At 70.1% G+C, this 12564-nt stretch carries 10 protein-coding genes; 9 read left to right on the top strand and 1 reads right to left on the bottom strand.

Annotated elements, in window-relative coordinates; translation table 11 throughout:
* Positions 1-288 precede the first annotated feature (288 nt).
* From ACFXOA_RS20255 to ACFXOA_RS20240, 4 genes are all read left to right on the top strand, one after another.
* Positions 289-762: a type II secretion system F family protein gene (locus tag ACFXOA_RS20255; protein WP_385030054.1), complete on the top strand. Its 474-nt coding sequence runs from the start codon at positions 289-291 to the stop codon at positions 760-762.
* A 482-nt stretch (positions 763-1244) separates the two neighbouring features.
* Positions 1245-1436, top strand: a complete 192-nt coding sequence (locus ACFXOA_RS20250) for a DUF4244 domain-containing protein (protein ID WP_385030286.1) — start codon at positions 1245-1247, stop codon at positions 1434-1436.
* A complete protein-coding gene (locus tag ACFXOA_RS20245; RefSeq protein WP_385030051.1) occupies positions 1423-1800 on the top strand; it encodes a TadE family type IV pilus minor pilin in 378 nt (125 codons plus the stop codon). The genes ACFXOA_RS20250 and ACFXOA_RS20245 overlap by 14 nt, the downstream gene beginning before the upstream one ends.
* Positions 1797-2165 (top strand): Rv3654c family TadE-like protein, encoded by a 369-nt coding sequence (locus ACFXOA_RS20240; RefSeq protein WP_385030048.1) that lies wholly within the window; start codon positions 1797-1799, stop codon positions 2163-2165. The genes ACFXOA_RS20245 and ACFXOA_RS20240 overlap by 4 nt, the downstream gene beginning before the upstream one ends.
* A 105-nt stretch (positions 2166-2270) precedes the next feature.
* Here ACFXOA_RS20240 and ACFXOA_RS20235 read toward each other — a convergent pair whose 3' ends face one another.
* The gene (locus ACFXOA_RS20235) at positions 2271-4784 is read right to left on the bottom strand and encodes a DEAD/DEAH box helicase (protein WP_385030045.1); all 2514 of its coding nucleotides are present in this window, start codon (positions 4782-4784) and stop codon (positions 2271-2273) included.
* Between the two features lie 79 nt (positions 4785-4863).
* On the opposite strand from ACFXOA_RS20235, the gene ACFXOA_RS20230 reads away from it, so the two are divergent.
* The 5 genes from ACFXOA_RS20230 to ACFXOA_RS20210 all read left to right on the top strand — a co-directional run bounded on the left by ACFXOA_RS20230 (position 4864) and on the right by ACFXOA_RS20210 (position 12130).
* Complete coding sequence (locus tag ACFXOA_RS20230) at positions 4864-5217, top strand: STAS domain-containing protein (protein WP_003967428.1); 354 nt, start codon at positions 4864-4866, stop codon at positions 5215-5217.
* Positions 5218-5423: 206 nt separating this feature from the next.
* Entirely contained in the window at positions 5424-5870 is a 447-nt protein-coding gene (locus ACFXOA_RS20225; RefSeq protein WP_385030042.1) for an ATP-binding protein, read from the top strand.
* Positions 5871-7166: 1296 nt separating this feature from the next.
* On the top strand, positions 7167-9608 hold the full coding sequence (locus tag ACFXOA_RS20220) for a sodium-translocating pyrophosphatase (RefSeq protein WP_385030039.1): 2442 nt from the start codon (positions 7167-7169) through the stop codon (positions 9606-9608).
* A 279-nt stretch (positions 9609-9887) separates the two neighbouring features.
* Positions 9888-10514, top strand: coding sequence for a small secreted protein (locus tag ACFXOA_RS20215; protein ID WP_385030036.1), 627 nt, complete (start codon positions 9888-9890; stop codon positions 10512-10514).
* 110 nt (positions 10515-10624) lie between these two features.
* Entirely contained in the window at positions 10625-12130 is a 1506-nt protein-coding gene (locus tag ACFXOA_RS20210; protein WP_385030033.1) for a methyltransferase, read from the top strand.
* Positions 12131-12564 lie beyond the last annotated feature (434 nt).

Below are 12564 nucleotides of genomic sequence, written 5' to 3'. Positions count from 1 at the left end.
GCGGGCCTGGGATCGTCGGTGTGCCTCGCGATGGTGCTCGCCGACCGTCGCCGAGCACTTGCTCTGCGGAGGCGCGCGGCAGCGCTGGCATCGCCCTGGGCGCAGGAGCCCTCTGGGCCGAGGCTCGGGCGGCCAGGTCCGGAGACGCGGAGGAGGCTTCGGTGGTGGTCCACCTCCCTTGTGATCTGGACGGGTTGCTGGATTCTCGTCGGTGGGCCGATCGGCTGTGCGGTCGGACTCGTGATCGGCGTGTGCGTGTTCCGTCACCAGCGCTCCGGTAGCGGGCGGGTGGCCTCGCGGAAGCAGGTCGATTCCGCTCTGATCGCCCGGCAGCTTCCCCTTGCCGCGGATCTGCTGGCCTCTTGTCTGTCGGCGGGGGCCGGCCCCAGGGAGGCCGCGGAGGCGGTCGGTGAATCCATGCAGGGGCCGGTGGGTGAGCAACTGGCGCGGTCGGCCGCGGAGATCCTCCTCGGGGCCGAACCTGCCGAGGCGTGGGCCCGGTTCGGGGACATACCAGGAGCCGCTTCCCTGGCCCGCTGCCTGGAGCGGGCGGAGTCCACGGGGGCGCCCGCGGCGGAGTCCGTCTCGGCGATCGCTGACGGGATACGTGCGGAGTACGCGAGCGCCGCGGTGGCGCGCTCGCGGCGTGCGGCCGTACTGATCACCGCACCCGTGGGGCTCTGTTTCCTCCCCGCCTTCCTGGCTGTGGGAGTGGCCCCCGTGGTGATCGGTCTTGCGACCGGTCTGCTCCGGCACGGCTGAAGGGGATCAGGAGTACTCGCCAGGGCCGCCGGACGGATTTCCGAACCGGCCAGGGCTCGTTCTCACCGAGCCGACGGGCCGCTTCGGACCTGGATGCCCGAGACGGGGTGGCGGCGCATGTCCTGCGGCGTTCCCGGCCGGGCGGTGGACGAGAGCGAGTCTCGGCCGAGTCGGTCGGGAGCGTGCGCCTGGCGAACCGCCCGGACGCGAGCGAACGCGGCAGCCGGCCGGCGGAGAACGGGCCCGTACCTGCGGCAACGGACCGGTCCCGGACCGGTGTCCGGCTGTTTGCCCCAGGACCAGATCCAGGGATCCAGGGATCCGGGACCTGGGACCGGGGACCCGGCCCGAGTCCCTGGGCCTGACGGAGAGCTCTGAGTGGACGACGGACGTGGTCCGGAACGAACCGATGCGAGGTATTCGACATGGGGGTTGAGATGAACAGGATGATCACGATGCGGGCATCGCGTGCGCTGCGACGGATGTGGAGTTCGAGGTTCGCCAGGCATTCCCGGGGCGGTGGACCGGACCGGGGAATGACGACATCCGAATACGCGGTGGGGACCATCGCCGCGTGTGCCTTCGCGGCGGTGCTCTACAAGGTGGTGACCAGTGGGACGGTGATGTCGGCGCTGCAGTCGCTGATCAAGGAGGCCCTTGATGCGAAGTTCTGAGGCGGAACGGGGCCGGTCCGGAGACAGCGGGGCCGTCACGGCCGAGGCGGCCATGGTTCTCCCCGTGCTCGTGGCTTTCGTGCTCGCCTTGGCGTGGGCTCTGGTGGCCGCCTCGGATCAGATTCGTTGTGTGGACGCGGCGCGGGCCGGAGCGCGGGCCGCAGCCAGATCCGAACCGGAGCAGGCGGTGCGTGCCGTTGCCCAGGGGGCCGCTCCTGCCGGGGCGAAGGTGGTGGTGGCACGGACAGGGAGCTTCTGGCGAGTCCGTGTCGAGGCTCCGACACCCGGCCCTCACGGTCTGGAACTGACTCTCGGGGCGGAAGCGGTTGCCGCCGCCGAGGACGCCGTGGGAGCGGAACTGTGAGGGTGGGTCGGCGATGTGGCGGCGACCGAGGAGTGGCGACGGTCTGGGCTGTCGTGACCGCTGCGACTCTCTGCGCCGTGTTCGCGGTCGTACTCGCACTCGGGCAGGCGGTGTCCGCCCGCCACCGCGCGGGTGGCGCAGCAGATCTGGCGGCGCTCGCGGCGGCGGACAGGGCGCTCAGCGGAGCGGGGAGCGCCTGCCGTTCGGCGGGTGACGTCGCCCGAGCGCAGGGGACGGAGGTGATCCGGTGCGCGATCCAGGGGGAGATCGCGGACGTGACGGTTCGCGCGCGGTTCGGCCCGTACGCACCGGAGGTCCGGTCGAGGGCTGGTCCTCCGGAGGCCGCCGAGGGACCGGCCCGGTGAAGTGCACGGGCTGCTGAGCGATGGCCTGCGCAGGCCATCGCACCGCCGCCGGGACCTTGGTCCCGGCAGGGTCTCATCCTCGGGGTGGAGCGGTGACAGCACACCTCACGCGTCGGGGTTCTCCGGCCGCGGGGCGTCCGACCCGTCCGCGAGGGGGCGTTGTGCGGGGACTTCCGGTGCTGTTCTGAGGAGTTCGGTCAGGAGGCGAACGGCACCCCGTTTGTGCAGTGGTTCGTTGCCGTTACCGCACTTGGGGGACTGGATGCAGGACGGGCAGCCGGCCTCGCACTCGCAGGACGCGATGGCCTCACGCGTGGCCGTCAGCCACGTGCGCGCCGTATGGAAGGCACGCTCCGCGAAGCCGGCCCCACCCGGGTGTCCGTCGTAGACGAAGACCGTGGGGAGGAGTGTGTCGGGGTGCAGCGGGACGGAGACCCCGCCGATGTCCCAGCGGTCGCAGGTGGCGAAGAGCGGCAGCATGCCGATGGAAGCGTGCTCAGCGGCATGCAGGGCGCCTCCGAGGATCTCTGGGTTGATCCGAGCGGCGTCGAGCTGGCCCTCGGTCACCGTCCACCACACCGCACGGGTGCGCAGCGTACGGGGAGGCAGGTCGAGCTTGGTCTCGCCCAGGACCTCTCCGGTGATCAGCCTGCGCCGTAGGAAGGAGACGACCTGGTTGGTCACCTCGACGGAGCCGAAACAGAGCCGGCCCTCGCCCCAAGGGATCTCGGTATCGGTCTCCAGCACCGTGATCGCCGTCGTGTCACGGGCGTTGGTCGAGTACGGAGGGACGGCTTCCTCCACCAGTGCCACCGAATCGTCCAGGTTCAGCGTCCGGACCAGATAGGTCCGTCCCTGGTGGAGATGGACAGCCCCTTCGTGGACGGTGGTGTGGGCGGCGGATTCGTCGACCGTGCCCAGGAGCCTGCCGGTGCCTTCCTCGACGATCTGGACCGGGCGCCCGCCTCCTCCCCGGATGTCGGTGAGGTCGGCTGCTCGCTCCCGGCGTGTCCAGTGCCAGCCCGTAGGCCGTCTGCGAAGCAACTTCGCGGTCTCCAGCTGAGGCAGAAGATCCGCCACGGCGGGACCGAACAGTGCGAGGTCCGACTCGGTGAGAGGGAGTTCCGCGGCGGCGGCGCAGAGGTGCGGAGCGAGGACGTAAGGGTTGTCGGGGTCCAGGACGGTGGACTCCACGGGCTGCTGGAACAGTGCTTCCGGGTGGTGGACGAGGAAGGTGTCCAGTGGGTCGTCCCTGGCCACGAGCACGGCCAGGGCGCCCTGCCCGGAGCGCCCGGCGCGGCCCGCCTGCTGCCACAGCGACGCGCGGGTGCCCGGATAGCCGGCGATCACGACGGCGTCCAGGCCCGAGACGTCGATGCCGAGCTCCAAGGCGGTCGTCGCGGCCAGTCCGAGCAGTTCGCCGGAGTGCAGTGCCCTTTCGAGGGCTCGGCGTTCCTCGGGCAGATAGCCTCCGCGATAGGCAGCGACGCGCCCGGGCAGCGAGCCGTCCACCTCGGCCAGACGTTCCTTGGCGATGACGGAGATGAGTTCGGCTCCGCGCCGGGAACGGACGAAGGCGACCGAGCGCACGCCTTGGAGGGTCAGATCGGTCAGCAGGTCTGCTGTCTCCGCCGTGGCGGTACGGCGGACGGGAGCCCCTCGCTCGCCGTGCAACTCGGTCAGCGGCGGCTCCCAGAGTGCGAAGACCATCTCCCCTCGGGGCGAGGCGTCGTCGGCCACCTCCTTCACGGGAAGACCGGTGAGCCGGCCCGCGGCCACCGAGGGCTGGGCGGCGGTGGCGGAGGCGAGCAGGAAGACGGGATCGGAGCCGTAGCGGGCGCAGAGGCGGCGCAGCCGCCGCAACACCTGGGCGACATGGGAGCCGAAGACGCCTCTGTAGGTGTGGCACTCGTCGATGACGACGAAGCGGAGGGAACGCAGGAAGGATGCCCAGCGGGGGTGGGACGGGAGGATGCCCCGATGCAGCATGTCGGGATTGGTCAGTACGTAGTTGGCGTATTGCCGGACCCACTCGCGCTCTTCGACAGGCGTGTCCCCGTCGTAGACCGCCGGCCGGACCGCGGAGCCCAGCGGGGCGGCGAGCGCCTTCACCGCGCGGCGCTGGTCCGCGGCCAGGGCCTTGGTTGGGGAGAGGTACAGAGCGGTCGTGCCTCGGCCGTTCGGGGCATGGGAGCCGTCGAGGAGGGTACTCAGTACCGGAGCGAGATACGCGAGCGACTTGCCCGAAGCCGTACCTGTCGCGATCACGACGGACTCGCCGTCCAGGGCGTGTTCGGCAGCGGCGGCCTGATGCGTCCACGGATGGTCGATTCCAGACCGGGCGATCGCCGCGATCACCTCTGGCCGGATGCGATCCGGCCAGCAGGCATGGGTTCCCGGACGCGGGGGCAGGTGCTCCGTATGAGTGATGCGCGCTGCCCGGCCCGCCGCTGCGGCGAGCCGGTCGAGAACCACCGCGGGAGAGGGGCGCGAGCCCGGGTTCTCGGGTGGTCGACTGGGGCGGTGATTCTTGGCCATCGGCACCGAGTGTGTCACTGGCGTGACGGACAATGGTCCCAAGGCGTCGTGCATGGCTGCTGGTAAGTGATTGAATGCCATCGCGGCTGGCGATCCGTCCCCTGGCCTCCGTCGGGGAGACCGAGGGGCGACCGCTCGATAGCAAGGTGCTGGAGGATCCGTGGACCTGTCCCTGTCGACTCGCAATGTGTCCGGCCCTGGTGGCGACCGTACGGTCGTCGAGGTCGGTGGCGAGATTGATGTGTATACCGCGCCCAAGCTGCGCGAGCAGTTGGTCGAGTTGGTGAATGACGGCAGCTACCACCTGGTTGTCGACATGGAAGGCGTCGACTTCCTCGACTCCACCGGCCTCGGCGTGCTCGTGGGCGGTTTGAAGCGTGTCCGGGCCCATGAGGGCTCGTTGCGCCTGGTGTGCAACCAGGAGCGCATTCTCAAGATCTTCCGGATCACTGGTCTGACCAAGGTGTTTCCCATCCACACCACGGTCGACGAGGCTGTCGCCGCCACCGACTGATCCAGTCGGTGCCTGGCGGCAAATCCATCGTCGACAGGCTTGCGGTGACAGACCGGCACGGCGGCCGCAGACGGCCGTCGCAAGCGGGTGGTCGGCCAAGTGGCCGGCTGCCGGCTTCGTCGGTTTCCGGAGGAGCATGAGCACAGGGGACCGGGCGCCACGCCCGGGCCCCTGAGATGCTCACCCATACGTTCGAGGGGGATGGCATGCCAACCGTTGAACTCCGTTTCAGCGCTCAGCCTGAACACGTCAGGACGGCACGCCTCGTGGCTGCCGCCGTGGCGCGCCGGGCCGGCGTGGACGAGGCGGTGCTCGACGAGGTCAGACTCGCGGTCGGTGAAGCGTGCAGTCGCGCTGTCGGCCTGCATCGGAGTCATGAGATCGCCGCCCCTGTCACAGTCGTCCTGATCGAGGACGAGAAGGCGTTCTCCATCGAGGTGGCGGACGGGATTCCGCCCTCTGGGCCCGGAGCCTCGGTCGCGGGTCCGCGTGGGGGAGGCCCTGACGACCCGGATGCCGACGCCGACATGGAGGACGAGATGGGCCTGGCGGTCATCAGCGGCCTGGTCGACGACGTCGAGGTGCGCACGGGTGAGGACGGCGGCGTCATCCGCATGACCTGGCCCACGACACCTGCCGTGGCACTTCCCTGACCCGAGCGACTCCACCCCGCTCTGTCTCTGATCTGAGCGACTCCATCCCGTTCCGTCCCGGACCCCGCGCGCCCCTCCCGGCCCGCGCTTTCTCCTGGGCCGCTCCACCCCGCCCTCCTGGACCCCACGCGCCCGGCATCGGGCTGCGGGGCGGCCGGGGCCTTCCGTTCCGCCCCCGGAGGAGAACGCCTACCGCCTCGGCCTGAGAGCACTGTGCGTCCCTGGTGACGGCCTCGTGCCCTCACGCGTGGCCCCCGGCCGGCCCTGTGCGGCGCCGTGGTCCACCCGGCGTGGCTGCTCGCCCTGCCCGCCTTTCGCGCCCGGACCAGCACACAGAGGGCGCGGCGGTGCACTCGTCCGGCTACATGCCCGGGGGATCATCAGCCGTCACTGCCTGCGGGTACCCGTTCACCGCCGACCGCGGCGACCCCTTCGTGCACCCGAGTCGTGCACCCGAGTCGTGCATCCAAGTCGTGCACCCGAGGAGGGGACCCGAGCGCCCGCCTTCGCGGCTTGTTCCACCGTTCGGTGGAATGGACCTGGGGGAATCGACCCGCGGGAAATCGGGCCTCCGGGGACGGGCCGCCCCCTGCCCCTGAGGGCAGCCACGCCCCCGTACGCCTGCCCTGCCCTGCCCCGCCCTGCCCAGCCCTGCCTCAGCCCGCCCCGTCCCCTCCTCCGCGATTCCGGACCAGGGCTCCGCGCCCCCCGGTCGGCCTCTTGCCCTCCGACACGCCCGTCGCGGCTCCCCGACTCGCCCAGTGCGGAGCCCGCCGCCCCACCGACCCGCCGCAACGCGCTCGAGGCATCATCGCCAGTCGCCAGTCGCCAGTCGCCAGTCGCCAGTCGCCAGTCGCCAGTCGCCAGTCGCCCGGCGATCCGCGATCGGTGGGTAGGGGGAGGTGCAGCGCGGATTCGTGGACGACGAGCAGGACCCCACTCCCCGCTCAGGGCCGTCCCGCGAATGTCCGGCAGGCGCACCGACGCCTGCCTACGAGGCCTGGCCGCGGATTCGGAACTCTCGCACGCGGCCGGCATACCGAAGGGGGACGGCCATCCGTCGGGCGATGCCGCGATGCCGCGATGCCGGATCGGTGATCTCGGCTCGCTCGGCCCGCTCGGCCCATTCGAAGACGTTACGCCCCAGCGCCATTACTGCATTCGGGTCGGACCTGGGTCCAGATCATTTGTCATTTGATGGGCGGGAGTCGTTTTCAATGACCACCCACTGTTTTGATCAGCATTTGCTCCCTACAATCCGTCCACGTCTTGAGCGCTCGGCGTCAAGGAGGACGTATGACGGATTTCCTCAAAACCCCACTGACAGAACTGGCGCACCATTCCGTAACTTCAGGCCCCTCCACCTCGCTGGCAGCAGCGGAACTGACTGATGGCAACCGGCTGATCGTCGTCGTCGTCGCGATCGTCGCACTGGCAGCGCTCGTGCTCGCCCGGTTGCTCGTGCGGCAGGTGCTGGCAGCCGGTGAGGGAACCGTCCGTATGAAAGAGATCGCCGCCGCGGTCCAGGAAGGCGCGAATGCCTATCTGGCCCGCCAGTTGCGTACGGTCGGCGTTTTCGCCGTCGTGGTCTTCTTCCTGCTTCTTCTGCTGCCGGCCGACAACTGGTCGCAGCGTGCGGGGCGCTCTCTGTTCTTCCTGGTAGGGGCGATTTTCTCTGCGGCGACCGGATACATCGGTATGCGGCTGGCGGTTCGCAGCAATGTGCGGGTGGCAGCCGCCGCACGTGAGGCGACTCCCGTAGAGGGAGAGGCGGAGAAGAACCTCGCCGTTGTTTCCCACCGCGCCATGAAGATCGCGTTCCGTACCGGTGGAGTGGTCGGCATGATCACGGTGGGCCTCGGTCTGCTCGGGGCCTCCTGTGTGGTGCTCGTCTACGCCGCCGACGCGCCCAAGGTACTGGAGGGATTCGGACTCGGCGCCGCGTTGATCGCCATGTTCATGAGGGTCGGAGGAGGCATCTTCACCAAGGCGGCCGATGTGGGCGCCGACCTCGTGGGCAAGGTGGAGCAGGGCATTCCTGAGGATGATCCGCGCAACGCCGCCACCATCGCCGACAACGTCGGTGACAACGTCGGTGACTGCGCGGGTATGGCCGCGGACCTCTTCGAGTCGTACGCCGTGACCCTGGTGGCCGCGCTCATCCTGGGCAAGGCCGCCTTCGGGGATTCGGGTCTGGCCTTTCCGCTGATCGTTCCCGCGATCGGGGTGATCACCGCGATGATCGGGATCTTCGCCGTCGCGCCCCGGCGAGCCGATCGCAGCGGAATGAGCGCCATCAACCGCGGGTTCTTCGTCTCCGCGGTGATCTCGCTCGTGCTCGTCGCGGTGGCGGTGTTCGTCTACCTTCCGTCCACGTACGCCGGACTCGACGGGGTCACGGACGAGGCCATCACCTCGCACGGCGGTGACCCGCGGGTCTTCGCGCTGGTCGCCGTCGCCATCGGCATCGTGCTCGCCGCGCTGATCCAGCAGCTCACCGGTTATTTTACGGAGACCGCCCGACGCCCCGTCCGGGACATCGGCAAGTCCTCCCTGACCGGCCCCGCGACCGTCGTGCTCGCAGGCATCTCCCTCGGACTCGAGTCAGCCGTCTACACCGCCCTCCTGATCGGTCTCGGTGTCTACGGTGCGTTCCTGCTCGGGGGGACGTCGATCATGCTGGCGCTCTTCGCGGTGGCGCTGGCCGGGACCGGGCTGCTGACCACGGTCGGTGTCATCGTCGCGATGGACACGTTCGGCCCGGTGTCGGACAACGCCCAGGGCATCGCGGAGATGTCGGGGGACGTCACGGGCGCGGGAGCTCAGGTGCTCACCGACCTCGACGCCGTCGGCAACACCACCAAGGCGATCACCAAGGGCATCGCGATCGCCACGGCCGTCCTGGCGGCCGCGGCGCTCTTCGGCTCGTACCGGGACGCGATCGCCACGGCGGTCGACGACGTGGGGGCCAGGGCCGGTGAACTCGGGTTGAGCCTGGACATCTCGCAGCCGAACAACCTGGTGGGCCTGATCCTCGGAGCGGCGGTCGTCTTCCTCTTCTCGGGTCTGGCCATCAACGCGGTGTCCCGTTCGGCGGGAGCGGTCGTCCACGAGGTGCGCCGGCAGTTCCGGGAGCACCCGGGGATCATGGACAGCACGGAGAAGCCGGAGTACGGGCGCGTCGTCGACATCTGCACCAAGGACGCGCTGCGGGAACTGGCCACGCCCGGGCTGCTCGCGGTCCTGGCACCCATCGCGGTCGGTTTCACCCTCGGCGTGGGGGCGCTCGGTTCCTACCTCGCGGGTGCCATTGCCACCGGAACTCTGATGGCCGTCTTTCTGGCCAACTCCGGTGGCGCCTGGGACAACGCCAAGAAGCTCGTCGAGGACGGGCACCACGGCGGCAAGGGCAGCGAGGCCCACGCCGCGACCGTCATCGGCGACACGATCGGTGACCCGTTCAAGGACACGGCCGGGCCGGCCATCAACCCCCTGCTCAAGGTGATGAACCTCGTGGCGCTGCTCATCGCACCGGCGGTGGTGCAGTTCAGCTACGGCGACGACGCGAGCGCCGGCCTGCGGACCCTGGTGGCCGTCGTCGCGATCGCCGTCATCGTTGGTGCGGTGTACGTGTCCAGGCGGCGTGGGATCGCGGTGGGGGACAGCGGCGGCCCGGGCGGCGGCAGCAGAGGCGAAGGCGGGAACGTGGGAGGAGGTGAACCCGGACCGGCCTCATGAGGCTCAGGGACGAGGAGCGGGACGATCTCGACTGAGCAGACGTCAGCGAGACGGCGGACATGCGGTTCTGATGTGACGTCTGTCGCCTCGCGCGTCACGCTCCCTCGCCGGGCCTGAATGCCCCGCATATGCATCCAGGGGCGGAGGTGAGCTGAATCTCCCTCATTTTGCTTGGTGCAAATGGCTGCAAAAGAATATATACCGGATGCCTGACGCCTCGATGGCACCTGCCCGGCGTGTAAGTTCCGGGGCCGAGAGCCTTGGAAGGGACCCCATCCGGTGAACAAGAAGCTTGCAGCCGCACTGTCCGGTGGTGCGGTACTCGTACTGGCACTGTCGGGCTGCAGCGACGACAGCGACGACAAGGTGAACGACTGGGCGAAGAAGGTCTGCGACCAGGTCCAGCCCCAGCTGCAGAAGATCGCGAACGCCAACGCCGCGATCCAGCAGCAGACCGCCGACAACAGCAAGCCCGCCGATGTCCAGAAGACCGACTCGGCCGCCTTCCAGCAGATCTCGCAGGCGTACAAGGCGCTGGGCACCGCTGTGCAGGAGGCGGGCGCCCCGCCGGTGGACGACGGGGAGACCACGCAGAAGGAGGCAGTCAAGGAGCTCAACGCCTCCTCGGTCGCCTACGCGAACCTGAAGACGAAGGTCGATGACCTCGACACGGACGACCAGGCGAAGTTCGCCGACGGTCTCAAGGGAATCGCCGACGAGCTGAACAAGATCAGCACCAACGGCGACCAGGCACTGCAGAAGCTGCAGTCGGGAGACGTCGGCTCCGCCATGGCCAAGCAGAAGGGGTGCCAGCGGCCGACGGCGTCCGCCCCGCCCGCGTCCGGGCCGTCGGCCGATGCCTCGAAGTCCCCTTCGCCCGAGGCGTCGGCGAGCAAGAAGGCCTGACATGACGCCTGGTACGTGACACGGCGATCCTGATGACACGGCATCGGCCCGGCGCTCCTCGTGGGTGCCGGGCCGATGCCGTTGTCGGAGGGAGCCGCCACAATGGACGGGTGAGTAAGAGCAGCCTCCCCGCATCCGACCGCGCTCCCCGGCTCCGTGAGTCCCTGATCGCCGCCGACTTCACCGCCGACGGCCTTCTCGAACGCCTCGGTGCGCCCGCCTACACCGCGCTCGCCCGCAGCGAGACCGTCCCCGCGCTCCGGGCCACGCGCGGCGATTCCCGGCTCGACACGCTGGTACGGCTGTTCCTCCTGCAGCGCTCCGTGCCGGCGGACGCGGCCGCCGCGGCTCTCCCACTGGAGGAGTGCCTGCAGGACGGCTGGGTGGTCCGTGAGGGGGACCTGGTCAGTGCCACGGTCGACGTACGCCCCTACGGCGGTCCCGAGGGACAGGACTGGTTCATCGTCTCCGACCTGGGGTGCGCGGTGGGCGGGGCCGGTGGCATCGGCTCGCACGAGGAAGGAGTCGTTCTCGGCGTCGGAGGAGCATCCACGACGCTCGCCGGGATCACCGTGCGCGGACCGGTGGAGTCAGCGCTGGATCTGGGGACGGGCTCCGGTATCCAGGCACTGCACGCGGCCCAGCACGCCACCAGGGTCACCGCGACCGACGTCAACCCGCGCGCACTGGATTTCACCCGCTTGACGCTCGCGCTGTCCGGAGCGGCGGCCGCCGATCTGCGTGAGGGTTCCCTCTTCGAGCCGGTCGGCTCGGAGACGTACGACCTGATCGTGTCCAACCCCCCGTTCGTCATCTCGCCCGGTGCCCGGCTGACATACCGCGACGGAGGGATGGGGGGCGACGACCTCTGCCGCACTCTTGTGCAGCAGGCCGGCGACCGGCTCAACGAGGGCGGTTACGCGCAGTTCCTCGCCAACTGGCAGCACGTGGAGGGCGAGGACTGGCAGGACCGGGTGCGTTCCTGGGTGCCCGCCGGCTGTGACGCCTGGATCGTGCAGCGCGAGGTGCAGGACGTCACCCAGTACACCGAGCTCTGGCTGCGCGACAGCGGCGACCACCGCACCGACCCGGCGCTGTACACCGAGCGTTACGAGGCCTGGCTCGACGAGTTCGAGGCCCGCAGCACCAAGGCGGTCGGCTTCGGCTGGATCACGCTCCGCAGATCCGCCGCTGCAGCCGCCGGTGATCCGTCGGTCGTCACCGAGGAGTGGCCGCACGCGGTGGAACAGCCCCTTGGGCCCGCCGTCGAGGCCCATTTCGCCCGCCAGGACTACCTGCGGGAGCACGACGACGCCGCCCTGCTCGCCGCGCACTTCACCCTGGCCGAGGAAGTCGTGCAGGAGCAGGTCGGCCTACCGGGCGCCGAGGATCCCGAACACGTGGTGCTGCGTCAGCACCGCGGGATGCGGCGGGCGACGAAGGTCGACGCGGTCGGAGCCGGATTCGCCGGTGTGTGCGACGGTTCGCTCCCCGCAGGCCGGATTCTGGACGCCATCGCCCAGCTGATGTCCGAGGACCCGGTACTGCTGCGTGACCGGACGCCTCAGGCGATCCGCTTGCTGGTGGAGGAGGGCTTTCTGGAGCCGCTGAGCTGACCCGGACGCCCGGCGGGCGGTGGTACCGGACAGGTCGAGTGTGCCGAAGCGCGTCCGCCGGAGCGCGTCGCGAAGCCCTCGGACGCCCCCCCCGGGCGCCCGCCGGACGAGCCCGCCGGACGAGCCCGTCCGTCAAACGGGCGGGTGATGTGCTGCCGGTCGGTTCGCGGGGCGGGTCCCGCGAACACGCGCTGGTCCGTACGGGCACCTTCCGCCCACGTGCCGGACGCCGCCGCACGGTGCCAGCGCACGTGCCGGACGCCGCCGCACGGTGCCAGCGCACGTGCCGGACGCCGCCGCACGGTGCCAGCGCACGTGCCGGACGCCGCCGCACGGTACCGGCGCACGTGCCGGACGCCGCCGCACGGTACCGGCCCACGTGCCGGACGCCGCCGCACGGTACCGGCCCACGTGCCGGACGCTGGCTCTTCTAC

This window comes from Streptomyces sp. NPDC059166 (assembly GCF_042755185.1).
Classification (GTDB): Bacteria; Actinomycetota; Actinomycetes; order Streptomycetales; family Streptomycetaceae; genus Streptomyces.
The sequence above is the reverse complement of the archived record's forward strand: the minus strand, read 5'-3'. Positions and strand labels throughout refer to the sequence as shown.